24 protein-coding genes, 2 tRNA genes and 3 pseudogenes are annotated in these 25,707 nt (G+C 54.2%); 25 read left to right on the top strand and 4 right to left on the bottom strand.

What is annotated here, in order from left to right:
- Positions 1 to 55 precede the first annotated feature (55 nt).
- Complete coding sequence (locus KDX37_RS29575; protein WP_319941718.1) at positions 56 to 661, bottom strand: cold-shock protein; 606 nt, start codon at positions 659 to 661, stop codon at positions 56 to 58.
- A 470-nt stretch (positions 662 to 1,131) separates the two neighbouring features.
- Between KDX37_RS29575 and KDX37_RS24985 the strand changes: the two genes are divergently transcribed.
- From KDX37_RS24985 to KDX37_RS25070, 18 genes and pseudogenes are all read left to right on the top strand, one after another.
- Positions 1,132 to 1,605, top strand: coding sequence for a Dps family protein (locus KDX37_RS24985; RefSeq protein ID WP_231655773.1), 474 nt, complete (start codon positions 1,132 to 1,134; stop codon positions 1,603 to 1,605).
- A 364-nt stretch (positions 1,606 to 1,969) separates the two neighbouring features.
- Complete coding sequence (locus tag KDX37_RS24990) at positions 1,970 to 2,314, top strand: ribbon-helix-helix domain-containing protein (protein WP_231655775.1); 345 nt, start codon at positions 1,970 to 1,972, stop codon at positions 2,312 to 2,314.
- A gap of 286 nt (positions 2,315 to 2,600) precedes the next feature.
- On the top strand, positions 2,601 to 4,376 hold the full coding sequence (gene aspS / locus KDX37_RS24995) for an aspartate--tRNA ligase (RefSeq protein ID WP_231655777.1): 1,776 nt from the start codon (positions 2,601 to 2,603) through the stop codon (positions 4,374 to 4,376).
- Between the two features lie 115 nt (positions 4,377 to 4,491).
- Complete coding sequence (locus KDX37_RS25000; protein ID WP_231655779.1) at positions 4,492 to 5,238, top strand: YebC/PmpR family DNA-binding transcriptional regulator; 747 nt, start codon at positions 4,492 to 4,494, stop codon at positions 5,236 to 5,238.
- 130 nt (positions 5,239 to 5,368) lie between these two features.
- Complete coding sequence (ruvC, locus tag KDX37_RS25005) at positions 5,369 to 5,893, top strand: crossover junction endodeoxyribonuclease RuvC (RefSeq protein ID WP_003364732.1); 525 nt, start codon at positions 5,369 to 5,371, stop codon at positions 5,891 to 5,893.
- 108 nt (positions 5,894 to 6,001) lie between these two features.
- Positions 6,002 to 6,610, top strand: a complete 609-nt coding sequence (gene ruvA / locus KDX37_RS25010; RefSeq protein WP_231655780.1) for a Holliday junction branch migration protein RuvA — start codon at positions 6,002 to 6,004, stop codon at positions 6,608 to 6,610.
- Positions 6,611 to 7,669: a Holliday junction branch migration DNA helicase RuvB gene (ruvB, locus tag KDX37_RS25015; RefSeq protein WP_231655782.1), complete on the top strand. Its 1,059-nt coding sequence runs from the start codon at positions 6,611 to 6,613 to the stop codon at positions 7,667 to 7,669.
- A gap of 136 nt (positions 7,670 to 7,805) precedes the next feature.
- Positions 7,806 to 8,272: pseudogene (ybgC, locus tag KDX37_RS25020) on the top strand (tol-pal system-associated acyl-CoA thioesterase).
- Complete coding sequence (gene tolQ, locus KDX37_RS25025) at positions 8,262 to 8,957, top strand: protein TolQ (RefSeq protein ID WP_231655784.1); 696 nt, start codon at positions 8,262 to 8,264, stop codon at positions 8,955 to 8,957. The pseudogene ybgC and the gene tolQ overlap by 11 nt, the downstream one beginning before the upstream one ends.
- 14 nt (positions 8,958 to 8,971) lie before the next feature.
- A complete protein-coding gene (gene tolR / locus KDX37_RS25030; protein ID WP_002554654.1) occupies positions 8,972 to 9,436 on the top strand; it encodes a protein TolR in 465 nt (154 codons plus the stop codon).
- On the top strand, positions 9,436 to 10,506 hold the full coding sequence (gene tolA / locus KDX37_RS25035; protein WP_231655786.1) for a cell envelope integrity protein TolA: 1,071 nt from the start codon (positions 9,436 to 9,438) through the stop codon (positions 10,504 to 10,506). Before tolR ends, tolA begins: the two co-directional genes overlap by 1 nt.
- A gap of 47 nt (positions 10,507 to 10,553) precedes the next feature.
- Positions 10,554 to 11,804, top strand: coding sequence for a Tol-Pal system beta propeller repeat protein TolB (gene tolB / locus KDX37_RS25040; RefSeq protein WP_231655788.1), 1,251 nt, complete (start codon positions 10,554 to 10,556; stop codon positions 11,802 to 11,804).
- A gap of 52 nt (positions 11,805 to 11,856) precedes the next feature.
- The gene (pal, locus tag KDX37_RS25045; RefSeq protein WP_025994450.1) at positions 11,857 to 12,354 is read left to right on the top strand and encodes a peptidoglycan-associated lipoprotein Pal; all 498 of its coding nucleotides are present in this window, start codon (positions 11,857 to 11,859) and stop codon (positions 12,352 to 12,354) included.
- Between the two features lie 6 nt (positions 12,355 to 12,360).
- Entirely contained in the window at positions 12,361 to 13,176 is an 816-nt protein-coding gene (gene ybgF, locus KDX37_RS25050) for a tol-pal system protein YbgF (protein WP_231655789.1), read from the top strand.
- 169 nt (positions 13,177 to 13,345) lie between these two features.
- Positions 13,346 to 13,993 (top strand): 7-carboxy-7-deazaguanine synthase QueE, encoded by a 648-nt coding sequence (gene queE / locus KDX37_RS25055; protein ID WP_231655791.1) that lies wholly within the window; start codon positions 13,346 to 13,348, stop codon positions 13,991 to 13,993.
- A 1-nt stretch (position 13,994) separates the two neighbouring features.
- Positions 13,995 to 14,684: a 7-cyano-7-deazaguanine synthase QueC gene (gene queC / locus KDX37_RS25060; protein WP_231655793.1), complete on the top strand. Its 690-nt coding sequence runs from the start codon at positions 13,995 to 13,997 to the stop codon at positions 14,682 to 14,684.
- 62 nt (positions 14,685 to 14,746) lie between these two features.
- A tRNA-Lys gene (locus KDX37_RS25065) sits at positions 14,747 to 14,822 on the top strand.
- Positions 14,823 to 14,917: 95 nt separating this feature from the next.
- Positions 14,918 to 14,994, top strand: a tRNA-Pro gene (locus KDX37_RS25070).
- Between the two features lie 315 nt (positions 14,995 to 15,309).
- Here KDX37_RS25070 and KDX37_RS25075 read toward each other — a convergent pair.
- Together KDX37_RS25075 and mobH are read right to left on the bottom strand one after the other, a co-directional pair.
- A complete protein-coding gene (locus KDX37_RS25075) occupies positions 15,310 to 16,764 on the bottom strand; it encodes a site-specific integrase (RefSeq protein WP_231655795.1) in 1,455 nt (484 codons plus the stop codon).
- A pseudogene (gene mobH, locus KDX37_RS25080) lies at positions 16,761 to 18,690 on the bottom strand (MobH family relaxase). The gene KDX37_RS25075 and the pseudogene mobH overlap by 4 nt, the downstream one beginning before the upstream one ends.
- Positions 18,691 to 19,377: 687 nt before the next feature.
- Here mobH and KDX37_RS25085 point away from each other — a divergent pair.
- The 7 genes and pseudogenes from KDX37_RS25085 (at position 19,378) to KDX37_RS25115 (ending at position 24,533) form a co-directional block, all read left to right on the top strand.
- A complete protein-coding gene (locus KDX37_RS25085) occupies positions 19,378 to 20,337 on the top strand; it encodes an alcohol dehydrogenase catalytic domain-containing protein (protein ID WP_231655797.1) in 960 nt (319 codons plus the stop codon).
- Between the two features lie 69 nt (positions 20,338 to 20,406).
- Positions 20,407 to 21,081 carry a RibD family protein gene (locus KDX37_RS25090; protein WP_231655798.1) on the top strand — a complete coding sequence of 225 codons (675 nt, stop codon included), beginning with the start codon at positions 20,407 to 20,409 and terminating at the stop codon, positions 21,079 to 21,081.
- Complete coding sequence (locus KDX37_RS25095) at positions 21,081 to 21,734, top strand: HAD family hydrolase (RefSeq protein ID WP_005746551.1); 654 nt, start codon at positions 21,081 to 21,083, stop codon at positions 21,732 to 21,734. Before KDX37_RS25090 ends, KDX37_RS25095 begins: the two co-directional genes overlap by 1 nt.
- Position 21,735: 1 nt before the next feature.
- Positions 21,736 to 22,338, top strand: coding sequence for a DUF1349 domain-containing protein (locus tag KDX37_RS25100; protein WP_231655800.1), 603 nt, complete (start codon positions 21,736 to 21,738; stop codon positions 22,336 to 22,338).
- Between the two features lie 20 nt (positions 22,339 to 22,358).
- Positions 22,359 to 23,552, top strand: a complete 1,194-nt coding sequence (locus KDX37_RS25105) for an MFS transporter (RefSeq protein WP_005746553.1) — start codon at positions 22,359 to 22,361, stop codon at positions 23,550 to 23,552.
- Positions 23,553 to 23,687: 135 nt separating this feature from the next.
- Positions 23,688 to 23,900: pseudogene (locus KDX37_RS25110) on the top strand (hypothetical protein); the annotation flags it as partial.
- Between the two features lie 246 nt (positions 23,901 to 24,146).
- A complete protein-coding gene (locus tag KDX37_RS25115; RefSeq protein WP_231655802.1) occupies positions 24,147 to 24,533 on the top strand; it encodes a DUF3742 family protein in 387 nt (128 codons plus the stop codon).
- Between the two features lie 39 nt (positions 24,534 to 24,572).
- On the opposite strand, the gene KDX37_RS25120 is transcribed toward KDX37_RS25115, so the two are convergent.
- On the bottom strand, positions 24,573 to 25,707 hold a 1,135-nt coding region (locus KDX37_RS25120; protein WP_231655804.1), incomplete at its 5' end, for a conjugal transfer protein TraG N-terminal domain-containing protein.

Consider the following 25,707-nt stretch of genomic DNA (forward strand, 5'->3'; position numbering starts at 1 on the left):
ACCTGTCAAAGGGTCGCGGTTTTTTTTGCGGAGAAGACTGAGCGAGCTCAGCCCATCAACGGCGTGGCAGTGCCGCGATCACGTCTTCAGCCTGCAACCCCTTGTCACGGTTCATGACGGAAAACTCGACACGTTGTCCTTCTACTAATACGCGATGACCTTCGCCGCGTATGGCTCGGAAGTGCACAAAGATATCGTCGCCGGAGTCCCGCGAAATAAAGCCGAAGCCCTTGGACGTATTGAACCACTTCACGGTACCTGTATCACGATTGCTCATGTCGTGGCTTTGCGGTGCAGGTGAGGGGGAAGATTTATAGAAGCTGATGGCAAGATGCAATGCGACAGCCGCGACAGCAAGGATCAGGCTGGCCATGATTGCCGGCTGACCTGCGATGGTCTCAAGCGGAACGAGCAGGATCAGGGTCTGTAGAACCACCGCGATCACCAGCAGGGCGCTGACTAGATTTTGCAAATTATGACGCGTGCCTCGGTTCCAATAAGGGATCATCGGAGCGAGAATCAGGTTAAGCAGCCCGAAGAAGACCAGGTAGAGCGCGTCGGACGTCAGTGCGGGCGAAGACAGGGCTTCGCTACGCAGACTGGGTATGAAAGAAAGCAACAGGGCTGTTGCTCCCGTTACCAGATGGACAATTTTCAACATTTTAAAAAGCTCACATATCAAGAAGGATTACGAGAAATAGCGGGTAGTGCGCCCGGTACGCTTCTGAAAAAGAGGAGGCGTGATGCACGGACGCTGGGCCAGCCTATGTGCCAAGCCGAATGACAACGTATTAGCGACACGCGGTGTATTTAACAGCAAAGCGGGTAGCTACTCAAATTACGTACCTGTGCTGGCTCGAACGGTTTTTCGGTCGCCGTGAACCGTTTTCCCTCAGTGCTCCTGCGAGGGCCGAGGCAGAGCCTCCGTCCGGTTTCTGATGGGTTCGGGTGTAATCGTCCCTCCATGCATTAGCGTTGATGAAATACAGAGTGGTGCTGGCGCGCAATGCTTTTGCGCCCGGGTGTATCTGCCTGGGCGATTCTGTAGAGAGAAAGCTGCGCTGCGCCGGTTGTCTTTGATAGAGTAGCGGTTGTTACTGCTTTCCAATCCTCAATAAAAGGACATGAAACATGGCAATCGATATCGGTATCAGTGAAGAAGATCGTAAATCAATCGTGGACGGTCTTTCGCATCTGCTGTCGGATACTTATGTGCTTTATCTGAAAACCCACAACTTTCACTGGAACGTCAGTGGGCCGATGTTTCGTACACTGCATTTGATGTTTGAAGAGCAATACACTGAATTGGCATTGGCTGTGGACTCCATCGCAGAGCGTATTCGTGCTCTTGGTTTTCCAGCCCCTGGGACCTATTCGACTTATGCACGTCTGTCTTCTATCAAGGAAGAAGAAGGTGTGCCAAGTGCTGAAGATATGATCAGAAGCCTTGTTCAAGGTCAAGAAGCAGTTGTCCGCACTGCACGTAGTATCTTTCCTCTTCTGGATAAAGTCAGCGACGAGCCAACGGCTGATCTCTTGACGCAGCGTATGCAGGTTCATGAAAAAACTGCATGGATGTTGCGCTCGATGCTTGAGTCCAAGTAAGTGCTCCAGGTGAGTGGCGTCATGCCACTCGCTTGATCCTCGCCAGGCCTGCGCGGCCTGGTGACAAGGGATCACCTTCCTTTAGTTCGCTGTTGCGGCCGTCCCGCATGCGCGTCCCCAGACCGCGGTCGCTCAAGCCGGTTTTTTACATTCGCTATAAGTATTCAACGCACTGGTGCCGTGGGCGTGCGTTATTGCAGGCCTGCAAATCGTTATTCGCTATTCTCGTGTTGTCATGTCCTACGACAACAGGGTGTATGCCCTGCTGGATATAAAATTGTGAATCGGGCTTTATAGAACACGTATTGACTTGTTTATAAATATTTCTTTCGTGGTTCAATCTGGCTTTAAAAAGGTAATGAATATGACGGTACGAGGTGTTGAGCGTGAGGTTAAAGATTCAAGTCGGCAGGGTGCTATATATGATGATCCGTTTGTTGAAGACTTCAACATGACGCTGGCGCAACCCCATTCCAAATCGGTAAGGCTGAATGGTCTTGCTACGTGTCTGCGTCTCGAAAAAGTCTATTGGAACATACTTGCCGGCATTGCAAATTCCAACCACTGCTCCGTGAATGCGGTGCTTTCCTACATCGACAGAGAGGTCCATCTGCGCTACGGCGGCGTCAAGAATTTCAGCGGTCTGATTCGAGTTGTCTGTGTTGCCCACTTGTTGAAAACTGATCATCTGGAGATCAGTCAGGCTTAGATTGCCCCCCATTCCTGCGTGGCCGCCTCTGGCGGGCACGCGCCCGCCCTGCGTCGCGGCCAAGCGTCGCTGACGCACGGTGCAGCCACGAACTTATCCTGCTGGATAGGCTCGTGCGGCTGCACGGTATCGATTAACTCTATATAATCCCTCGCCTTGCTAACGGGCATGACTCTGCGTGGGCGAGGGCTGGCTTGAACTGTGTGCCGGTGCCTTGCACTATTGAGCGCAGCTCAGGAGCTGAAGCCCTGTCGAATTTCGAATTACTGGAAGTGAAAACACCATCATGATGCGCAGCCATTATTGCGGCCAACTGAACGAGAGTCTGGAAGGTCAGGAAATTACCCTTTGCGGATGGGTCCACCGTCGTCGTGACCACGGGGGCGTGATATTCCTCGATATCCGCGACCGTGAAGGCATGGCTCAGGTGGTGTTCGACCCGGATCGCGCCGACTCTTTCGCTGCTGCCGACCGCGTGCGCAGCGAGTACGTTGTCAAGGTTGTCGGCAAGGTGCGTCCTCGCCCGGCCGGTGCTGTCAATGCGAACATGGCGTCGGGTGCTATTGAAGTCCTGGGCTATGAGCTGGAAGTGCTGAACGAGTCCGAGACTCCACCGTTCCCACTCAACGAGTATTCCGATGTCGGTGAAGAGACGCGTCTGCGTTATCGCTTCATCGACCTGCGTCGCCCGGAAATGGCCGAGAAGCTGCGTCTGCGTTCGCGCATTACCACCAGCATCCGCCGTTACCTCGATGAAAATGGCTTTCTGGACGTCGAAACGCCGATCCTGACCCGTGCCACGCCGGAAGGTGCTCGAGACTATCTCGTGCCGAGCCGCACACACCCGGGCAGTTTCTTTGCTCTGCCGCAATCGCCCCAGCTGTTCAAGCAGTTGTTGATGGTTGCCGGCTTCGACCGTTACTACCAGATCGCCAAGTGCTTCCGCGACGAAGACCTGCGTGCCGACCGTCAGCCTGAGTTCACTCAGATCGACATCGAGACCAGCTTCCTGAACGAAGAAGACATCATCGGTCTGACCGAAAAGATGATCCGTCAGCTGTTCAAGGAAGTACTGGACCTGGATTTCGGCGCCTTCCCGCACATGACTTTTGCGGAAGCCATGCGTCGTTATGGCTCCGACAAGCCAGACCTGCGCAACCCGCTGGAGTTGGTAGACGTTGCCGATCAACTGACCCAGGTTGAATTCAAGGTCTTCAGCGGCCCGGCCAATGATCCGAAATGCCGCATTGCTGCCCTGCGCGTTCCAGGCGGGGCAAGCATGCCGCGCAAGCAGATCGACGATTACACCAAGTTCGTCGGCATCTACGGTGCCAAGGGCCTGGCGTATATCAAGGTCAACGAGCGCGCTGCGGGCGTCGAAGGTCTGCAGTCGCCAATCGTCAAGAACATCCCTGAAGCCAATCTCAACGTGATCCTTGATCGCGTGGGCGCTGTCGACGGTGACATCGTGTTCTTCGGCGCTGACAAAGCGAAGATCGTCAGCGAAGCTCTGGGCGCGCTGCGGATCAAGGTCGGTAACGACTTGAAGCTGCACACGTGCGAATGGGCGCCAATGTGGGTCGTCGACTTCCCGATGTTCGAAGAGAACGACGACGGCAGCTTCACCGCATTGCATCACCCGTTCACTGCACCCAAGTGCACGCCTGAAGAGCTCGAAGCCAACCCGGCAACAGCGTTGTCCCGTGCCTATGACATGGTACTCAACGGTACCGAGCTCGGTGGTGGTTCGATCCGTATCCACCGCAAGGAGATGCAACAGGCTGTTTTCCGTCTTCTCGGCATCGCTGAAGACGAGCAGCAGGAGAAGTTCGGCTTCCTCCTCGACGCCCTGAAATACGGCGCACCGCCGCACGGCGGTCTGGCGTTTGGTCTGGATCGTCTGGTCATGTTGATGACCGGCGCCCAGTCCATTCGTGAAGTCATCGCGTTCCCGAAAACCCAGAGTGCTGCGGATGTCATGACCCAGGCACCGGGTGTAGTGGACGCCAAGGCGTTGCGCGAGCTGCACATCCGTCTGCGCGAACAGCAGAAGGCTGAGTGATATCAGGCGGGACGTATCGTTGATGCGTCCTGCCTTGCCCGAATTGAGTCAGGCTTTTGCCAGCCGGAAGGCGGGCAAGGGCTGAAAGTGTTTCAAAAAGAATCTGGAGCGAGAGATGGCAGGTCATTCTAAGTGGGCGAACATCAAGCACCGCAAAGAGCGTCAGGATGCCAAAAAAGGCAAGATCTTCACCAAGTGGATTCGTGAGCTGACTGTCGCCGCGCGTCAGGGTGGCGGTGACCCAGGTTCCAACCCTCGTCTGCGTCTGGCGCTGGACAAGGCACTTGGCGCGAACATGACCCGTGACACCATTGATCGCGCTGTGGCGCGCGGTGCGGGTGCTGCTGACGGTGATGATGTCGAAGAGCTGGGCTATGAAGGTTATGGGCCAGGCGGTGTGGCGATCATGGTCGAAACCATGACCGACAACCGCAATCGTACCGCCGCAGCGGTTCGCCATGCGTTTACAAAGTGCGGCGGAAACCTTGGTACTGACGGCTCCGTTGCCTACCTGTTCGACCGTAAAGGCCAGATATCTTTCGCTGCAGGCGCTGATGAAGACGCGTTGATCGAAGCTGCCATGGAAGCGGATGCCGATGACGTTGTGAGCAATGATGACGGCTCCATCGATGTGTTTACTTCGTTTGCTGGCTTTTATGCGGTGCGCAACGCGCTGGAAGCAGCCGGTTTCAAGGCTGCGGATGCGGAAATAGTCATGTTGCCGACCACCAGCGCGGTGCTCGACCTGGAGACCGCAGAGAAAGTCCTCAAGCTGATCGACATGCTTGAAGACCTGGATGACGTCCAGAACGTCTATTCAAATGCGGAGATCCCTGACGAGGTCATGGAACAACTGGGCTGATCGTTGGCCAATAAAGCTGCATCAGAAGCCGGGGGCGCGAAGCCGTGATCATCACGTAGCTATCGGCCTCCGGCTTCTGCCTTTATGCTGCGCTCATTGTGTTGCGTTATCTCCTCTAGCTGCAGGCTTTATGACTCTTATTCTTGGTATCGATCCCGGTTCGCGAATTACCGGCTATGGCGTGGTGCGTGATACCGGGCGTGGCTGTGTGTATGTCGCGTCGGGGTGCATTCGTACGGGCAGCGGTGAGCTGCATGAACGTTTGCAGATTGTGTATCGCGGTGTCCGCGAGGTGATCAAGACCTACGGGCCGGTCACGATGGGGATTGAAAAAGTCTTCATGGCCCGCAATGCCGATTCTGCGCTCAAGCTGGGCCAGGCCAGGGGCGCGGCCATCGTCGCCGGAGCTGAAGAGGCGCTGGAAATTGCCGAATACACAGCGACGCAGGTCAAGCAGGCTGTCGCAGGTACCGGTGGTGCCAATAAAGAGCAGGTGATGATGATGGTCATGCATCTGCTCAAGCTGACCCAGAAGCCGCAAATTGACGCATCTGATGCACTGGCCATTGCGCTGTGTCACGCGCATACACGCTCCAGCCTTATCCCCCATGGTTTGGGCACTGCGCGCAGTCGTGGTGGGCGGTTGCGTCTCTGACTGCATCATTCGTACGCATTTTTTTACTTGCAGCGCGGTGACTCCTGTGATGATTGTGTCCAACTTCTTCTTCGCGCACGCGATAGGCAACACGAAAGGATCTGATACGTGATTGGACGTTTACGCGGCTCCCTTGCCGAAAAACAGCCTCCGCACCTGGTGTTGGACGTCAATGGCGTCGGCTATGAAATCGAAGTGCCCATGACCACGCTTTATCGGCTGCCGCATGTCGGTGAGCCTGTGACGCTGCATACGCATCTGGTGGTCCGCGAGGACGCACATCTGTTGTATGGCTTTTATGAAAAACGCGAGCGCGAGCTGTTTCGTGAGCTGATCCGTCTGAACGGTGTTGGCCCCAAGCTGGCGCTGGCACTGATGTCCGGCCTTGAAGTCGATGAGCTGGTGCGATGCGTTCAGGCCCAGGATACCTCTGCGCTGACACGTATTCCGGGTGTCGGCAAGAAAACAGCCGAGCGTCTGCTGGTCGAGCTCAAGGACCGCTTCAAGGCCTGGGAGACACTGCCTGGGACCTTCACACTTGTTTCGAGTGGGCCGGGTCAGCCAGAGCCGGTGGCGACGGCGGAGTCTGATGCGGTCAGCGCATTGATATCCCTCGGTTACAAGCCGCCTGAAGCGAGCAAGGCAGTCTCTGCCATCAAGGAAAAAGGATTGAGCAGCGCTGATCTTATCCGGCGTGCATTAAAGGGGATGGGATAAGTGATAGAAGCCGACCGTTTGATAACCGCCACCGGCGGCCGCGAGCGTGACGAACAGCTGGATCGTGCGATTCGACCGCTCAGTCTGGCCGACTATATTGGTCAGCCCACCGTTCGTGAGCAGATGGAGCTGTTCATTCAGGCTGCCAGAGGCCGCAATGAGTCACTCGACCACACCTTGATCTTCGGGCCGCCAGGGCTGGGGAAAACCACGCTCGCCAACATCATTGCTCAGGAGATGGCGGTTTCGATCAAGAGCACGTCCGGGCCTGTGCTGGAGAGACCTGGCGATCTGGCTGCGATCCTGACCAATCTTGAGCCCAACGACGTGCTGTTCATCGATGAGATTCATCGACTGTCGCCGATCGTTGAAGAAGTCTTGTATCCGGCCATGGAAGATTTCCAGCTGGACATCATGATTGGTGAGGGCCCGGCTGCGCGCTCCATCAAGCTGGACCTGCCGCCATTTACGCTGGTCGGTGCGACCACGCGGGCAGGCATGCTGACCAACCCGCTGCGCGATCGCTTCGGTATTGTCCAGCGTCTCGAGTTCTATAGCATCGCCGACCTGTCGACCATCGTGACGCGTTCGGCCGGTATTCTCGGGCTGTACATTGAGCCTGAGGGCGCGTTCGAGATTGCCCGGCGCGCACGCGGCACTCCGCGTATTGCCAACCGTCTGCTGCGACGCGTGCGGGACTTTGCAGAGGTGCGTGGCAACGGGCAGATCACCCGTCAGATCGCAGACAAGGCGCTGAACCTGCTGGACGTCGATGAGCACGGTTTCGACCATCAGGACAGGCGACTGTTGTTGACCATGATCGAGAAATTCGACGGTGGCCCTGTGGGCGTGGACAGTCTTGCGGCGGCGATCAGCGAGGAGCGGCACACAATCGAGGACGTACTCGAACCCTATTTGATCCAGCAAGGCTATATGATGCGCACACCTCGCGGTCGTGTGGTCACCCGGCATGCCTATCTGCATTTCGGGCTGAATATTCCGTCGAGGATGGGCGAAATGCCGGTATCCGAAGATTTTGTCGACGGTTCAAGCGAATAATGGCTACGACAAGTGATTTATTCAGGGTTTGTGTGGTCACATTGCCAGTCTCCTGGGTGTTACAGGCAATAACCGGTAAATCGTTGAAAAACAGTTGCCTGACCGGATTGGCAACCTGAGGAGTAAGCACTAGAGTATGCGCGCGCAAACGAGGGGCAGTCGTTCGCACATCGCTGTCGCGTTTATTACGAGGACACCGATGCCGGCGGCATCGTTTACTACGTCAATTATCTGAAATTCATGGAGCGGGCTCGGACCGAGCGCCTGCGTGAATTGGGCTTTGCCCAATCTGAGTTGGCCCAGGAGAACCTGTTGTTTGTCGTGCACTCGAGTGAAGCGCGTTATCACAAGCCGGCGCGGCTTGATGATGAGCTGCTGGTGAGTGCCGAAGTGATCGAATTGAACCGGGTCAGCCTGCGCTTTCAACAGCAGGTCAGGCGGGCATCGGATGCAACGCTGCTCTGTGAGGGGCAGTTCTTGGTGGCGTGCGTACGCGCCGATAGTTTGAAACCCCGGGCCATTCCCGAAACTCTGCGCGCGGCCTTTGCCGACCAGAGTGGCGCGGGCACACATTCAGAGCAGGAGATAAAGCGTGGAAGCTAACGTCGTCGACCATTCCTCCATGTGGAGTTTGGTCAGCAATGCCAGCATTGTTGTTCAGTTGGTGATGCTGATTCTGGTGGCCGCCTCGGTCACTTCATGGATCGTGATTTTTCAGCGCAGCAACATGCTGCGTGCAGGTCGACGTGCACTGGACAGCTTTGAAGAGCGTTTCTGGTCGGGTATCGATCTGTCCAAGCTGTACCGTCAGGCGGGCAGCAATCCTGATCCAGACTCGGGTGTCGAGCAGATCTTCCGTGCCGGCTTCAAAGAGTTCTCGCGTCTGCGTCAGCAGTCCGGCGTCGATCCTGATGCGGTCATGGAAGGTGTGGCACGTGCGATGCGCGTGGCTATTTCCCGCGAGGAAGAGAAACTCGAAGCTGGCCTGCCATTTCTGGCGACTGTGGGTTCCACGAGCCCTTACATCGGTCTGTTCGGTACGGTCTGGGGGATAATGAACTCGTTCCGTGGTCTGGCAACGGCGCAGCAGGCGACCCTTGCAACCGTGGCTCCAGGTATCGCCGAAGCACTGATCGCAACAGCCATTGGCCTGTTCGCAGCGATTCCAGCCGTTATTGCCTACAACCGTTTTGCCGCTCGCAGCGAAACCTTGATCGGCCGTTACTACACGTTCGCCGACGAGTTCCAGGCAATCCTGCACCGTAAAGTGCACACCAGCGAAGAGTGAGCAGGTAATCCCCCATGGCTTTAATCGCTCGAGATCGACGCAGAAAACGCAAGCCGGTCGCCGAAATGAACGTAGTGCCCTACATCGACGTGATGCTGGTGCTGCTCGTGATTTTCATGGTGACGGCTCCCATGATCAACCAGGGCGTGAAAGTCGACTTGCCCAAGGTCTCCAGCGAGGCTTTGCCGCAAGACAACAATAACCAGGTCCTGACCATTTCGATCAAGGCTGACAAGACCTATTACTGGAACCTTGGCAGCGAAGTCGACACCGACAAGCAGATGGACAAGGCAATGACCCTGCCTCAGCTGACTGCGGCCGTGACCAAGATCGTCGCTGCCGGTCGTGATGCCGGCAAGCAGACACAGGTGTTCATTCGTGGCGACAAGACTGTTGATTACGGTTCTGTCATGGGCACGATGGGCGGGCTGCAGAAAGCTGGGGTCGGGAATGTTGGCTTGATTACCGAGGCACCCTGATGCAGCCGATTCGAGAGCCGACAGCCTCGGAAAGCTATTTCTGGCCCAGTGTCTGGGCTGTGGCATTGCACATTCTGATTTTTGGCATGCTTTTCGTCAGTTTTGCCATGACGCCAGATCTGCCTGAAGCCAAGCCTATCGTTCAGGCTACGCTCTATCAGCTCAAGTCAAAAAGTCAGGCGACGACCCAGACCAACCAGAAAATAGCGGGCGAGGCAAAGAAGACCGCTGCACGACAAACTGAAGTCGAGCAGTTGGAACAGAAAAAAATCGAGCAGCAAAAGCAGGAAGCCGTAAAAGCTGCGGAACAAAAGAAAGAAGAGGCTGCTCAAAAAGCCGAAGATCAAAAGGCCGCCGACGAAGCCAAAAAGGCCGAGCAGAAAGCAGAAGAGGCCAAAAAAGCCGATGATGCCAAGAAAGCTGACGAAGCCAAGAAGGTCGCCGACGCCAAGAAGCTTGAAGAAAAGCAGTTGGCTGATATAGCCAAGAAAAAAGCTGAAGACGAAGCCAAGAAGAAAGCCGAGGAAGACGCCAAGAAAGCCGCTGCCGAGGAGGCCAAGAAGCAGGCTGCTGATGAGGCCAAGAAAAAGGCCGCAGAAGACGCCAAGAAGAAGGCTGCCGAGGACGCGAAAAAGAAAGCCGCCGCTGACTCTGCCAAAAAGGCACAGGAAGCAGCTCGCAAGTCGGCAGAAGACAAGAAGGCGCAGGCACTGGCCGATTTGTTGTCCGATAAACCCGAGCGGCAACAGGCGCTGGCGGACGAGCAGGGCGATGAAACGGCAGGCAGCTTCGACGACTTGATTCGTGTACGGGCTTCGGAAGGTTGGAGCAGACCACCATCGGCACGTAACAACATGTCGGTAACGTTGCAGATCGGTATGTTGCCGGACGGTACAATCGCTTCCGTATCGATTGCCAAGTCCAGTGGTGATGGGCCGTTTGACAGCTCTGCCGTTGCTGCGGTCAAGAATATTGGGCGTTTGACAGAAATGCAGGGTCTGAAGCCGGCTGACTTCGCTCCCTATCGTTCATTCAAGATGACATTCACACCTGGAGATCTAGCCTTGTGATCAACCTTTTTCGAGGACTGCTGTTCGTTCTCTGTTGTGCAGCCGGAATGGCGAACGCAGAAGAAAAGAATATTCTGGTCACCAGCGGCAGCGACCGCGCGGCTCCTATCGCTGTCGTGCCTTTTGGCTGGCAGGGTGGCAGCGTGCTGCCGGAAGACATGGCGGAGATCGTAAGTAACGACCTGCGCAACTCTGGTTATTACGCGCCGATTCCAAAACAGAACATGATCAGCTTGCCGACCCAGGCCAGCGAAGTCATTTTCCGTGACTGGAAGGCACTGGGTGCCCAATACGTCATGGTCGGTAACATTGTCCCTGCAGGCGGTCGTCTGCAGATTCAATACGCCTTGTTCAATGTGGCCACCGAGCAGCAGGTGTTGACCGGTAACGTGTCTGGCACCAACGATCAGTTGCGTGACATGGCGCACTATATCGCTGACCAGTCGTTCGAGAAGCTCACCGGTATCAAAGGTGCTTTCTCCACCCGCATGCTGTACGTGACTGCCGAACGTTTTTCGGAAAGCAACACGCGTTACACCTTGCAGCGTTCGGATTACGACGGGGCACGTGCGGTCACGCTGCTGCAGTCGCGTGAACCAATCCTGTCGCCGCGTTTTGCGCCAGATGGGAAGCGTATCGCCTACGTATCGTTCGAGCAGAGACGCCCACGCATCTTCGTTCAGCACATCGATACCGGCCGTCGTGAGCAGATCACCAACTTCGAAGGCCTGAACGGCGCGCCTGCATGGTCGCCGGATGGCAGCAAGCTGGCGTTCGTTCTTTCCAAGGACGGCAACCCGGAAATTTATGTGATGAATCTGTCTTCGCGTCAATTGACCCGTGTTACCAACGATTCTTCCATTGATACCGAGCCGTTCTTCGGCAAGGACGGCTCGACGATCTATTTCACGTCGGACCGTGGCGGAAAGCCGCAAATCTATAAAACCAATATCAACGGCGGTGGTGCCGAACGTGTTACGTTCGTGGGTAACTACAACGCCAATCCGAAATTGTCAGCCGATGAAAAGACGCTGGTGATGATTCACAGGCAGGACGGCTTCACTAATTTCAAGGTTGCAGTGCAGGATTTGGCCCGCGGAAGCGTAAAAATCCTCACAGATAGCAACCTTGATGAGTCGCCTACTGTTGCGCCCAACGGCACCATGGTAATCTACGCCACCCGCCAGCAGGGCCGGGGAGTCTTGATGCTCGTGTCCATTAACGGACGCGTAAGGCTCCCGCTTCCTACCGCTCAAGGCGAAGTCAGAGAACCTTCCTGGTCCCCTTACCTGAACTGACGCGGCGCTACACGATTTGCTTAACACACTGGGGTTCATTAGGAGTTTCAAGATGGAAATGCTGAAGTTTGGTAAGTTTGCTGCGCTGGCTCTGGCCATGGCTGTAGCTGTAGGTTGCTCGTCCAAAGGCGGCGACAATGCCGGTGCTGGCGCTGTCGACCCTAACGCTGGTTACGGCGCTAACACTGGTGCTGTTGACGGCTCCCTGAGCGAAGAAGCTGCTCTGCGCGCAATCACCACCTTCTACTTCGAATACGACAGTTCGGACCTGAAGCCAGAAGCAATGCGCTCCCTGGATGTGCACGCTAAAGACCTGAAATCCAACGGCGCTCGCGTTGTTCTGGAAGGCAACACCGACGAACGTGGTACTCGCGAGTACAACATGGCACTGGGCGAGCGTCGTGCGAAAGCCGTTCAACGCTACCTGGTTCTGCAAGGTGTTTCCCCAGCTCAGCTGGAACTGGTTTCCTACGGCGAAGAGCGTCCAGTTGCTACCGGCAACGACGAGCAGTCCTGGGCTCAAAACCGTCGCGTCGAACTGCGTAAGTAATTTGACATGCGAACGTGCCGACGTGCTCTAACCGTTTTGGCCCTCGCCCTTCCGCTTTCAGCGTTGGGTGCGGCAACCGTGGTCGATAACAATTCTGGCTCTGGCAGCAGCAGTTATCCGCCAGCGGGTTATGGCACGTCCGGCGCCTATGCCGGGGGAGGGGTTACGGCCCCTGCCTCGGCACAAGGTCAGCTGTTCATGCAATTGCAACAAATGCAGGACGAAATCGCGCGTTTGCGCGGTATGGTCGAAGTTCAGCAAAACGATATCCAGCGCATGAAGCAGGAAGCTCTGGAGCGTTATCAGGAACTCGATCAACGGATAGCCAGTGGCGCAGCCGCTCCAGCTACCAATAATTCTCAACCTGCTGGCGCCGCTATCGACGCCAGTGGTGCGCCTTCTGCTTCGGCAGCTCAGGCACCGGCAGCAGGCACCGAGCCTCCTGATCCGGCGAAGGAAAAGCTTTATTACGAGGCTGCCTTCGATTTGATCAAGGCAAAAGACTTCGACAAGGCCAGTCAGGCATTTGCGGCCTTTTTGCGCAAATACCCGAACAGCACGTACGCGGGCAACGCCCAATACTGGCTGGGCGAAGTGAATCTGGCCAAGGGCGACCTTCAGGGCGCCGGTCAGGCCTTTGCTAAAGTCAGTCAGCAGTACCCCAAGCATGCCAAGGTGCCTGATTCGCTGTACAAGCTGGCAGATGTCGAGCGTCGCCTGGGTCATACCGACAAGGTAAAAGGCATTCTGCAGCAGGTGGTTGCCCAGTATCCGGGTACGTCTGCTGCTCAATTGGCGCAGCGAGATCTTCAGCGCCTCTGATGTTTTGACTCTCTGTTCAAGAAAGCCGCGCCTGTCGCGGCTTTTTCGTTAAACTCTCGCACCCGAAATTCCGGTACACCTTACGCTTTTCTGGATTCCGCGTTGCCGGGTCCCTGGAAGTGCCTGACGGAGGCGGACGGCCTGTTTAGCTGTTACGCCCGTGGCTGATATGCAAGACACACTACGCATCACCGAAATTTTTCACTCCTTGCAGGGTGAAACTCGTACGGCTGGGCTGCCCACCGTATTTGTCCGTCTGACCGGCTGTCCGTTGCGCTGTCAGTACTGTGACAGTGCCTATGCTTTTAGCGGTGGCACCATTCAGACGCTGGACGACATCATGGGGCAGGTAGCGTCCTACCGGCCTCGTTACGTCTGCGTGACCGGTGGCGAGCCGCTCGCCCAGCCTAATGCCATTCCTTTGCTCAAACGCCTCTGTGATGAGGGCTATCAGGTATCGCTGGAAACCAGCGGTGCATTGGATATATCGGCGGTGGATACTCGCGTCAGTCGTGTTGTGGATCTAAAGACCCCTGGCTCGAAAGAGGTGGCGCGCAACCGTTATGAAAACATTGAGCTGCTGACGCCCAACGACCAAGTCAAGTTTGTGATCTGCTCGCGCGAAGACTATGACTGGGCCGTTTCCAAGCTGATCCAGTACGGGCTGGACCGTCGGGCAGGCGAAGTGTTGTTCTCGGCCAGTCATCACGAGCTTAAAGGGCGTGATCTCGCTGACTGGATCGTGGCAGACAATCTGCCAGTACGCTTGCAGATGCAACTGCATAAAATTCTTTGGGACGACGAGCCGGGGCGCTGAAATGACTGAAATGACCAGAACTGAAAAAAGAGCCGTGATTCTTTTGTCGGGCGGCCTGGACTCGGCGACTGTCGTCGCCATGGCTCGCGCTGAAGGCTACGCCTGTTACACCATGAGCTTTGATTACGGTCAGCGCCACCGTGCCGAGCTTGATGCAGCAGCGCGTGTTGCTCGAGATCTAGGTGCTGTCGAGCACAAGGTCATCGGCCTTGATCTGAACGGGATTGGCGGCTCGGCGCTTACTGACAGCTCGATCGCGGTGCCTGAGGCGCCTTCAGAGGGCATCCCGGTTACTTATGTGCCTGCCCGTAACACCGTATTTCTCTCGTTGGCTCTGGGCTGGGCAGAAGTGCTGGGTGCGCGTGACATCTTCATAGGCGTCAACGCTGTCGATTATTCCGGCTATCCGGATTGCCGCCCCGAATTCGTCGAGTCGTTTGAGCGCATGGCCAATCTGGCGACCAAGGCGGGTGTGGAAGGGCAGGGCTTCACGATCCGTGCGCCGCTGCAAAACCTGAGCAAGTCCGACATCGTCAAAGCAGGCACGGCGCTGGGCGTCGATTACTCGCTCACCGTCTCCTGCTATCAGGCCGACGATCAGGGCCGCGCATGCGGTAAATGCGACAGCTGCCGCCTGCGCGCAGAGGGCTTTTCAGCCGCTGGTGTAGCCGACCCAACTCGTTATTTTTAACTTTTTTAAAATAGGTGTTGAATTACTGATAAAAATCAGTAATATACGCGCCACACAACAGAGGGTCGTTAGCTCAGTTGGTAGAGCAGTTGGCTTTTAACCAATTGGTCGTAGGTTCGAATCCCACACGACCCACCATTTTTGGCTTCCAGGTTCACCTTGGAGCCGAATCTTAAAGATCTGATGCCACTCGTATCAGGTCGCAGGCAGCTGGTTGAGGTGCCTTGATTTACCGGGGTATAGCGCAGTCCGGTAGCGCGCCTGCTTTGGGAGCAGGATGTCAGGAGTTCGAATCCCCTTACCCCGACCAAACACTGTTGTGTGCTTCAAATCTTCAATTACGGTGTGTCGTTTGCTTCTTGAGGGCGAGCATTGCATGTGGAACGATTTATCCAGGCAAGCAGCCGTCTGTGGCGAAACATAACTCCGACACGCGGTGATGTCAAATTGCAGCGCTCTGTTCCAAGCGAAAGCTTGTGAACAGGGCTTTTTTTTTGCGGGTGCGAATCAGCGTTCGTCGCTTATCTGCCCTCGTACCGTCTTCCTGACGTCGGCTCTTGGCACAGACAATAGGCGGGTATGACCATTACTGATGGCAGTTAGCAATTGTCTTAGCCCCCATACTTTAGCCGGTGCGGTTGTTCCAGACGCTTGCGTCAAAGCCTGACGGCAGTGGGTTGCCCATTTGCTCGTTCGAGCCTGACGGTAATCGGCTATCAGTGGTTGTAGGACACACGACTATTCTGCCGCTAGCAGCTTCTCTTACCCACTGCGAAAACGCCTCAAGCTGTCGTGCGAGGTCTTCCGGGCTGAACAGGTCATGAGGCAGAGCCTGCCTCATGGGCGTCTCAGTGGAATCGTCAAAAGGATTTGTTCGCTCCTCTGGGTCAGTTCCATATTTTTCTGAAAGATTGGACTCGGTGTTTTTGACCTGCACACCCGCGCGGCGTATCTCATCAGCTTTCAAGGGTGAGTGGGCATTGGCTGCTGGGGCAGGAGGGGGTGTAGGTTGGGAGAGGCTACCTGATTTGATGGCAGGGCTGCTGCTGACTGAGCGTTGGGTCAGATGTTTTGCGGGGGCTTTCTTGCCTGTACGCGCACTCTCTCGGTTGGCGGCATCTGACTTGGGCAGATAATTAATTTTTGCTGGTCTCTTGCCGCGCTCATTCATGACCTCGCGCATCACGTCGTAATCCGGTTCGATGTATTCCATCGTGGTCGCAATATTGGAGTGGTTGAGCAGGTTTTTTGTTATGTGAATGTTGCGTTCCGGCTGTCGCATCATTTCACTGGCAATGGTATGCCTGACGCGATGAGGTGTCATTCGAACACCCGTCATGGCGGTGAGCTTCTTATACATGGCTTCCACCTGATCAGCGTTCATCTGTGTGCGACTGTAATGGCCGGAGAAGCGGTTGACGTTGAAAATCTGGTCGGCGGGATCGAAGCCGACTCGTTGCGCGATGTCCATGAGCCGTTTCAGATGAGGCATTAGTCCGTCTGGGATGGGGATCATGAATTCTCTGTGAGTCTTTTCTGTCTCTCCCCTGACTCTGATCAGGCGTTGTCCCAAATCGATATCGGCATACCTCAAGCAGATCAGGGCATTGAGCCTGATGCCCGTGTAGTAGAACATTTCAAATACTGCGAGCCAGAACCATGCGGGGGTGATCTCTGTTCTGTTCCCGGTTGCACGCTCCTCCTGGACCAGAATGTTTAGCCAGTTTCTCGCACGTACAATGGCGTCTGTGTTGACGGTTTTCTTTGGTCGTTTGGCGGGGATCACACGTGTTTCTTTCAGAGGATTGGCCTTGAGGTCAACGAGACCATGCTCCATTGCATATCGGTACACCGTTCGCAGGTGGCCGGAGTACGTGTTCCAACTGCGCTTTGAGATTCTCTCCAGTTCTGATCGGCGCCAGTCGAGCATGTCCCGGTGCGTTGTCTCGCTTGCCAGACGGTCGCCGAAGAATCTGACATAGGACTTTGTGGCAGCCCAGTAGATCTTGACGGTGTCGGGTCTCAGGTCATGAGTGAGGATGTATTCCTGGGTCAGCTCAGGCAGTGTCATCGTGTTCATTCAGATGGTTCCTTATCTGCCAAGTCCGCCAAGCTGATGACCGGGTTGTCATAGGGCACTTCGCTAAAAACGTCGGTGGGCTCAATGAGCAGGTAGCCCCGCAGTTGCTTGCTTTTGCGTGGTCCTTTGACCAAGCACGTCCAGATGTTCAGGCCTGCGGGCGTCTTACGATGTTTTTTCAGCTTCTCAAAAGATCGCTGGACCAATTGCCAGGCTTCGAGATCGCGCTCTTTCGCTTCATGCTCGATCGCCGGATGCTCAAGCGCATAACGTTTGAAGATGTCAGGACTGACCAGAAATGCGGTGCTGTCCACGGTATGTACACGCGCTTTGGCGTCATTGATGATGATCCGGTGAGAAATTACGCCGCCCTTCAGCCAGGCCAAGAAGTTGGCACCGTGATTCTGGGCCGAGTCGGTCGAGTTCTTGGCGGCGTCAGTTGCTGGAGCTGTTTCAGACATGGGAGGGTCAGCCATAGCCTGCTTGGGTTGGCTAAGCCGAGCAGAAGGTTTGGGCGGAGGAGAAAAGGGGATCTGATCGTCGTCAGTGCTCTCCGGGCTACTTTGCACTGGTGCAGTTGGAACAGCAGGTACTGGATCGGGAAATAGATCGAGCAGCTCATCCAGCGCATCAAAATCTTTTACTGGTGCAGGTGCCTGTTTCTGAGAGGATTGCTGCACCGTCTGATTGATCGCAGCAGGTATCTTCTTGTTGTTACCTGCCGAAAGTGGTTCGGCGGCTCCCACAAGCGCTTGCTCGACTTCTTCCACCGGTCCTGCGGCTTCCACCGTAAGGGTGCCGGTATACGCCTCTGGTCTTTCGGTGGCGTTTGGCCAGATCAGTGCCGGCGCGATTTTCAGTACCGTGAGCGTGTTCTTCCAGCCGCGACCATTGTCGATGCTGGCCTTCCAAATGGCTTTTCCCTCTCCATTAGGCTGAATGATTGCCTGATCCTGGAGCAGGTTGAACATGGGGGCATTGGACGTCGGAATGTGCTCAATGCCCTGTGACAGCAGATGAGCCCTGAGCTGGTCTACCGCAGGCTTGCTGACAAGCCACAAGCCGTCCTGCGTCAGCCAGCCGTCTGAAGGACCATCGCTGGTTCAGCTTGAATTTCTCAGAGATGAGCATCCTCAAGCCTTCGGCCAGCTGTCGCTGAATGGATTGTTTAGGCGCTGACATTGCCCGACCCGGATTGCCGCCGAGTTCTTGCGCCACCGATGCCTGATCCGCCTGAGAGACAATTTCTCCCAGGATGTCGGCATGCTCATATTGCCCTGCGAACGCGAACACCAGTTGGGCCCAGAGCTCGGGAAACCCGCTGAGCCAGTCCAGTGCCTTCGCCGGAATGACATTGGCGTAGATCAGCGACGACGCAGCTCCATGCAACCGGTAGTCGCGACCTTTCACGTACTTGAATCGGTATGGCTGATCCAGTGGCCCATGCCATGGATGCCAGGTCGTGCCGTCTGCCAGTTCCACGTTGACGTCCACCGCAATTTTGCCGAGGTCATGGACGAGCGCACCATAAGCCGATGCGGCAGACCACGCTTCGGACTGGGCAGCCTGTGACTCGGGCGGAGCTCCGATTGGCAGCAGATACATTTGCCGAATCTTCAGTGCGTAGGCGACGATTTCAAGACCGTGATCCAGCATGCCACCATGATAGGCATGGTGATGATTCTCCGAGGCAGGGAGATGCTGCACCAAGGCTGCGTAGCTCTTGAATGCCTGCACGTATAGCGTATCGAACTGCGCGCGGGGCAGGGACGTTCGCTGCCAGATGTTTTCAATGAGCTGACGCCGTCGGGGAGTAGACAGTAACGCGTCAGAAGACTCGTGTTTGATAAACCCTGCAGCAGCATTGGAGGGCGTGGTTGGCGATGTTTTTCTTCGCTGAAAGAAGCTAAGCATTGAGGCACCCATGATGAAGTCATGGTGGGCCTTTTGCTCTATAGGGCTCAGCGTGACAAGTCGAAACCCATATCCATCCTGGAAAGGTTATGTACATGAGCCGCCACCTGAATGGTTGGGATCCAAACAGTGTCAGCGAACCGATGTTGCCATGCTTGCCAAAGAAAATGTAGTCTTCAACTGCTTGTTTAGATTGGTTTTTTGTAAATTCCAATTCGTGCAAAGCTGCCTTTCTAACCCTTTCGGCATCCATTTTCGGCGGGCCCGCCGGCCTTTTCGGGTAAGGCACTTACCCTTATTACCCATTCCATTCAAACCCTTTGCCTTGCCATTTGCTTCAGACCATTTCGGCTCTTTGGGGCTTTGATTGCCTCAGCCTGCTTCATTGCGCCTGTGAGGGGAGGGGCTGAAAAATCAACCCGTTTGTACGGGGGACCGGGCGGCAGCGAGGCGTGGCGCGAAAAATCTGGAACCAAAACTGGAAGAACAGCCACTCATCGTGTGACTTTTGTCGATTTGGGTCAGAGATGCTTGGGCAGACCAACATTGCTTAAAGCTAAGCGTTGCAGCAGGTTTGGCAGCAAAAGCGCTTTATGGCTAATATTTTCCTGGTAGAAATGGAGTGATTATCAACTTATGAAAGCACTGGGCTTAATGGATAACCAGAGGCTTGAACTTGTGAATTGCAAGGATCCTGTCATGCTTGCTCCTGACGGCGTAGAAATCGATATCGTGCTATCAGGTATATGCGGAACTGATCTGGCGGTATTGTCGGGCCGTGAAGGTGGAGAGGTGGGCATTATACGCGGGCACGAAGCAGTTGGCATTATTATCGATGTAGGTGAGAGCGTAGTACACCTACAAAAAGGGATGCGGGTGGTTGTTGATCCCAACGAATACTGTGGCGTTTGCGAACCTTGCCGTCTTGCTAAAACGCACCTATGCAATGGGGGGGTGAACGCTGGGTTGGATATCGCAGGTGTCAACAAACATGGAACTTTTGCCGAGCGCTTCGTTACTCGTGAGCGTTTTGTGTATCAATTGCCAGACGATATGAGCTGGGCAGCTGGCGTGTTGGTTGAGCCTGTCGCCTGCATTCTGAATAATATAGACCAGGCGTTCATTCGAGCGGGAGAGCGTGTGTTGATCCTAGGGTCTGGCCCTATGAGTCTGATTGCGCAGATCGTTCTGCGCTCAATGGGGGTTGACACGCTCGCCACTGATCGAAACACACATCGCATACAGTTCGGCCGCTCACAAAGTCTTGATGTTATACATGCCGATGATCTTGAGTTGCAGATGCAGCACCAAGAAAAGTTTGATGTTGTTATCGATACTGTCGGTAATCAGATCGATACAGCTTCACGCTACATCGGTCGCGGTGGGAGAATTGTACTTTTTGGATTTGATGGCGACTATCATTACATGCTGCCTGTTAAGTACTTCCTGATTAACGCTATCAGTATTATTTCTGCTGGAGAATACAATCAGCACTTTCCTAGAGCAATTCGTCTTGTGCAAAAACTTCCTGAGCTAGGGCGGCTGGTAACGCATCGCTACGTGCTAGAAAATCACTCGGAGGTTTTTGATGCACTTCTGAACGATGCTTCCGCCCCCAATATAAAAAGCGTATTCACACCAAATCTTGCTTATTTTTAATACCCAATTTCCTCTGTATGATACGAGCGGAATCAAGGAATCAAGGAATCAAGGAATCAAGGAATCAATATGAAAGTTACTGTATTCAGTCAGATATCAATTGATGGCAAGTTGACGATGGGCAAAGGCGCATCCAGCAAGCCGTTGTTTCAGAACTTTAATGATGATGATATGCGTTTTATCCATAAATTCCGCGGCGAAGTCGACGCAATCATGGTAGGGCGCAATACAATTGTTACTGACGATCCACAATTGACCAATCGCTATGAGTCGGGTCGTAACCCATTACGTATCATTCCCACCACCTCCTTAGATCTGCCTGCTTCCGCCAGTATTTTCAAATCACCAGAGAAAACTATTATCGCAACTACCGAACAGGCTCGTGATCATGACATGGTCAAACATATCCGTGCTTGTGGAAAGGAGGTGCTCTTTGCCGGTGCAAAGCATGTCGACTTTACACGACTTTTCCCTATGCTGGAGGCGCGCGGAATAAACCACATCATGGTTGAGGGCGGTGGCAACCTGAACTGGCAGGTATTCAATCTCGATCTGGTAGATGAAATTATACTCATGCAGGTGCCTATCATCATAGGTGGTGCGGCAACTGCAACGCTTGCTGACGGGGAGGGGTATCGGGATATCAACATGGCCAATTCCTTTACGCTGCATGCTTTAGAAGCACGCCCCCATTACAATCTCATGCACTTCAAGCGCGAATCGAACAATCGGAGCCCATACTGATGCAGGCGATAGGGGCTGTTATTTTTGATATGGATGGAGTTCTGGTTGACAGTGAGCCCCTTTATATGGAACAGGAAAAGAGTTCCTGTTTGCGCTACGGCGTGACCCTTAATGAAAAAGATCTGTCACGTTTTTTGGGAACTACACAGCACTACATGTGGAGCACGATTAAAAATGAGTACGCGCTCACTGAATCCATCGACCACCTGATGGCACAGCATCAACAGCAATTAATGCGCTCAATCAGTTTTGAATCGTTTCAATCCATGCCTGGCGTGGAGGCGCTTCTCAATTTGCTGGAGCATACCAGAGTGCCCTGTGCCGTAGCCTCTTCGTCTCCACGTAATTTGGTCGAGCTTATATTGAAAAAAACGAAATTGCGTCGATTTTTCAAAGAGGTTATTTGTGGTACTGATGTTAAAGAGAGTAAACCGAATCCGGAGATTTTTCTTACGGCGGCCAAAGGACTTGGAGTGTCACCTCGTTCATGTCTGGTTATTGAAGACTCCCATCACGGTGTTACCGCTGCGAAGGCCGCCCATATGTTTTGTATAGGTTTGCGTCATCCCAGCTCATTGCAGCAGGATCTGAGCGCTGCTGATCTGATCGCCAATAATCATTGTGACATCAAGCAATGGTTTGCAGAAAAATAGTATGAAAAAACTCAATTTTTCCGAGCTGAACTGGATTAACACTCCTGAGCATTTCTCGATTACCGAAAATGAACTCGTCATCCATACGTCACCTGATACTGACTTTTGGCGGGGTACCTATTATGGTCTTGAATACAATAATGCTCCGGGTATTGTGATGCGCAGCGAGGAACGTTTCTGGACGCTGAAATCTAAGGTTGCGTTTGAATCCAATATGTTTTTTGATCAGTGTGGAATGTTGATCTATATAGATGATAGTAACTGGATGAAAAGCGGGATCGAATATCAGAGTAATGGCTATCAGCAGCTTTTTTCGGTGGTCACGAATAACGGGTTCTCGGATTGGGCAATGACCAATCTTGATCGTGTTACGCAGACTATGTACTACCGACTTAGTCGCCGGGGCAACGATTTTCTGCTCGAGCATTCCGCTGACGGAAAAATCTTTAATATGATGCGGATGTTTCATATGTTTCAAGCACATACCACGGTTCAGTTCGGGTTTTTTGCGAGTAGTCCGGGTGACTCGTCATTTGCCGCACACTTTTCGGAAATAGAGTGGACAGAATGTCTGTGGGATGCGCATACCTCCTCCCGTTTCTAATTCAAAGAGTCGTGTGAGTAATGAAGAATCTATTCAGCCAAAACAGCCGCGCACTTTATGCGTGCTACGCCGCCATGGCATGTCTGGCCATGGCGCTTAACTTCCTACCGGTATACCTGACTTCATTCAGTGATACGTTCGGTGGAGCATCAGGGCTTACAGCTGAGCAACTTGGCAGAATTCCCGCTGTCATGTTTCTCAGTTTCATCGTTGCAATTCTGGTTACGGGGCCTTTGGCGGACCGTGGCAGCGCCATGGCTTTCATTCTCATCGGTCTGCTGATCACCATGGCCGGTTTGGGAGTAGTCGCCTGCTCTCCTTCCTACTCCTTTCTGTTGTTCGCCGTTGCGGTTATGGGTTTTGGCGCGGGTGTACTGGACATGATTCTGAGCCCCATCGTGGCGGCCCTGCAGCCAGATCGGCGTAGCGCAGCCATGAACTGGTTGCATGCTTTTTTCTGCGTAGGTGCTGTGGGGGCAGTGCTGATCGCCAGTGTCGCGCTGAGGTGGGGTATTTCGTGGCGAATTGTTTCACTCGTCATGATGGCTGCGCCTTTATTTACTTTTTTGCTGTTTCTGCGGTTGACCTTGCCGCCCTTAATAGATGAAGACACGCAACGGGACTCGATGCCGGCGCTTATCCGGCAACCCTTTTTTATCGTTTGTCTGATCGCCATCTTTTTAGGTGGAGCAACCGAAACAGGGCTTTCACAATGGCTGCCTACCTACGTCGAACAAGGATTAGGGTACTCGAAAGAAGCTGGTGGTTTTACGCTGGCTGGATTTTCCGTCGGTATGGCACTCGGCCGAATGGTCGCTGCGGTCTTGCAAGAGCACGTCCCACCAGTTCCTTTGATGCTTGGGTGTTGCGCGGTTACTGCTGTTCTTTTCATAGTAATCAGTTTTCCGCCTAGCCCTGTAATTGCAATAGCTGCTGCTATTGCCGCAGGATTTTCGGGAAGTTGCCTTTGGCCAACGATGCTAGCTGTTTCTGCTGATGCCTACCCCCAGGGAGGGGCGACAATGTTCTCTGTATTGACAGCGATCGGCAACGCGGGGTGTAGTATTGTCCCTTGGTTGGTGGGTGTCATCATAAATTATTCAGACATTCACATTGGATTGTTGGCGGTCATGGCTTGCCCTGTAGGGATGATGGTGTTGCTCGTATGGATGGCTCGTTGGTCACGTGGAAAGGCTGTGATTCCTCCTCCTTGACCAAGGGGGGCTGCCGGTCAGCGCTCAAGCCCGAAGCGATCGCGTGCAGTCTGGTGCACTTGCTCGGCATTGAAAAACCCTTGGCGACTCGCTTTCGGTCTAACCAGACTTAAGATTCCAAGCCGCCCATAACTCACCTACGATGTGCGGTTGATGACCTGGGGGCAACTGAGGCAGTGAGTCGTCTGTTTCTACCGGGGTTCAAGTACAGTGAGGCTGAGATACTGTTGCAGGATCTGCGACAGTCTCGCGAATTTTACGAATGACCTGTTCGCGGCGTCGCAGTCGGCATCGTCGGAGAAGGTGATGGGAGTGCAGGATGAGATCAATACACGCTGTGTTAGAGGGGCTTGACGATCATTTATGGGTTGTGAATGGTCTATAGGAGCAGCTGGAGCCTCTGTGTAGCGGGTTCGCTTGCAGCCCCATTCATCCGGAAACACTGTCGACTCGGGCGGCTCAACGGTCGGTATCTGTTGCCCAACTGCTCGTTGAGGGCTTGATTTTCAAGGGGGATTGAGCTGAAGATACTCACTCATGGGTTATAAATTGATGTCAATACGACATACTCTAATCGACAAGGGGAGGTGGCTCATGACCACAGATGCCAATACGGATTTAAGCGGTGCAGCGCGTTTTGGCCACGTGCTCGGTCGTGGTCTGCGTCGAATACTCAATGTTGAGCGCGCGTTCTGGTCGCTTTTCGACCGCACCGGTGTGCCTAGAGTGATCATCACTCCAGTCAAGTGGGGTGCCCGTGCGGCGGTGTTCGGTACTGGCGCATTCTTCGTGGCGTGGGGATTGCTGTATGCTTTGGGAGTCGTCGCTATACTCGGAGTAATATTGGGCATATTGAATACGTCAGCCACATGCGATGCTTTGAACCGTTCTCTCGCGGAAGAAGAATTGCCTTATGGTATAGAGTCAAATGTCTTCGGGCAGACCAAAGGGTGGTTTGATTCTGATAATGAATATAGATAGAAAAAGACCAGCATTTGCAGGTCTTTTTCTATTATTCCGTTATTTTCTTTGTTTCATGTGATTTCTAATTTCTTCAGCCCCTTTCGCCCCAGCTGCTTGAGCCGACTTTGTACCTTCACTCAGTCCGTTCATAAGTGATCCAAGTTTCATTCCGGTCCAGCCGAGCGCAACGACCCAGAAACTTGGCAGGACGATGAACATTGCCCCTATCACGAAGTCTAGCAGCAGGTCTCCCTGTGCATTGCTGGCCCCAAACACTGGGTCGAAGTTGGAATGAGGTACGTCACTGCCGATCCCATTGCCGTACAAGGCGTCCAGTATCGTGCTATCCACCCAGCGGGCCAATTGAAACCAGAAGTCCACGAAGATCAATGCAAACTCGGCGAATGTGATCGTCATCACGACCTTCAGATCAAACATTCCGAATACCAGGACAAATGGAATACAGATGATCAAAGCCATCTTCAAAAAGGCCATTACCATGGGGGCTGCCTGACGGACGCTGTCCATGGCGGGGTACATCGCCAACGATCCTGCTGCCTGACCGACGGTTGCGGTCAGGCGTGTGAAGTCATTCATCACTGAACCACCCACTTGGCCGCCGTAGTCAGTATACACCTGTCCCTGGGTCAGTTTCTGCTTCCTCGGGGAGACCAGATCGCGGATGACCGAGTCGTTCACCTCATTCGGGGTCATGAATTTTGCCCACTGAGCGAGCTTGCTCAGCAGATCTGGACTGACCTGTTCCAGCAGCCTGGCTCGTAGGCCAATGCTGCTATCTGACCACCACTGCGTGCAGGTAGGAAATCCCCCACCACCATTGGTTTGTGGCAGGCCCGCATCTCTTGTTGCGTCGTAGGGCCATCTGGTCCGAGGACTGTGTGACCTAAATCCAGAGAAACCATCATCGTAATACCCTGGCGTCTGCAGAAAGAACCTCGAGCCGATCCAGTTGACGTCGTTGAGTTGATCCTTACTCAGGTTAGGCTGGGTCATGAACAGTTTTGCACGCGCCCGTGCATAGCAGTCGTTCGTGAAGTCAGCGACCTCCTGGGCAAGCAGCGGGTCGTTGATACGTAAGCGCTCCATAAACCCCACCTGGCAAAAGATAGGTAAAGCGCTTAGCTGTGAAGTCGAGGTTCGCAGTTCCACGGCAGCAAGGCTTCGTAATCCT

Source organism: Pseudomonas californiensis (assembly GCF_021147775.1).
Lineage (GTDB): Bacteria > Pseudomonadota > Gammaproteobacteria > Pseudomonadales > Pseudomonadaceae > Aquipseudomonas > Aquipseudomonas californiensis.

Excerpts from the sequence above, each read along its gene's own strand:
- KDX37_RS29575 (WP_319941718.1), bottom strand. The coding sequence starts at position 661 with ATGTTGAAAATTGTCCATCTGGTAACGGGAGCAACAGCCCTGTTGCTT.
- KDX37_RS24985 (WP_231655773.1), top strand. The coding sequence starts at position 1,132 with ATGGCAATCGATATCGGTATCAGTGAAGAAGATCGTAAATCAATCGTG.
- KDX37_RS24990 (WP_231655775.1), top strand. The coding sequence starts at position 1,970 with ATGACGGTACGAGGTGTTGAGCGTGAGGTTAAAGATTCAAGTCGGCAG.
- aspS (WP_231655777.1), top strand. The coding sequence starts at position 2,601 with ATGATGCGCAGCCATTATTGCGGCCAACTGAACGAGAGTCTGGAAGGT.
- KDX37_RS25000 (WP_231655779.1), top strand. The coding sequence starts at position 4,492 with ATGGCAGGTCATTCTAAGTGGGCGAACATCAAGCACCGCAAAGAGCGT.
- ruvC (WP_003364732.1), top strand. The coding sequence starts at position 5,369 with ATGACTCTTATTCTTGGTATCGATCCCGGTTCGCGAATTACCGGCTAT.
- tolR (WP_002554654.1), top strand. The coding sequence starts at position 8,972 with ATGGCTTTAATCGCTCGAGATCGACGCAGAAAACGCAAGCCGGTCGCC.
- tolA (WP_231655786.1), top strand. The coding sequence starts at position 9,436 with ATGCAGCCGATTCGAGAGCCGACAGCCTCGGAAAGCTATTTCTGGCCC.
- tolB (WP_231655788.1), top strand. The coding sequence starts at position 10,554 with ATGGCGAACGCAGAAGAAAAGAATATTCTGGTCACCAGCGGCAGCGAC.
- pal (WP_025994450.1), top strand. The coding sequence starts at position 11,857 with ATGGAAATGCTGAAGTTTGGTAAGTTTGCTGCGCTGGCTCTGGCCATG.
- ybgF (WP_231655789.1), top strand. The coding sequence starts at position 12,361 with ATGCGAACGTGCCGACGTGCTCTAACCGTTTTGGCCCTCGCCCTTCCG.
- queE (WP_231655791.1), top strand. The coding sequence starts at position 13,346 with ATGCAAGACACACTACGCATCACCGAAATTTTTCACTCCTTGCAGGGT.
- queC (WP_231655793.1), top strand. The coding sequence starts at position 13,995 with ATGACTGAAATGACCAGAACTGAAAAAAGAGCCGTGATTCTTTTGTCG.
- KDX37_RS25075 (WP_231655795.1), bottom strand. The coding sequence starts at position 16,764 with ATGAACACGATGACACTGCCTGAGCTGACCCAGGAATACATCCTCACT.
- KDX37_RS25085 (WP_231655797.1), top strand. The coding sequence starts at position 19,378 with ATGCTTGCTCCTGACGGCGTAGAAATCGATATCGTGCTATCAGGTATA.
- KDX37_RS25090 (WP_231655798.1), top strand. The coding sequence starts at position 20,407 with ATGAAAGTTACTGTATTCAGTCAGATATCAATTGATGGCAAGTTGACG.
- KDX37_RS25095 (WP_005746551.1), top strand. The coding sequence starts at position 21,081 with ATGCAGGCGATAGGGGCTGTTATTTTTGATATGGATGGAGTTCTGGTT.
- KDX37_RS25100 (WP_231655800.1), top strand. The coding sequence starts at position 21,736 with ATGAAAAAACTCAATTTTTCCGAGCTGAACTGGATTAACACTCCTGAG.
- KDX37_RS25105 (WP_005746553.1), top strand. The coding sequence starts at position 22,359 with ATGAAGAATCTATTCAGCCAAAACAGCCGCGCACTTTATGCGTGCTAC.
- KDX37_RS25115 (WP_231655802.1), top strand. The coding sequence starts at position 24,147 with ATGACCACAGATGCCAATACGGATTTAAGCGGTGCAGCGCGTTTTGGC.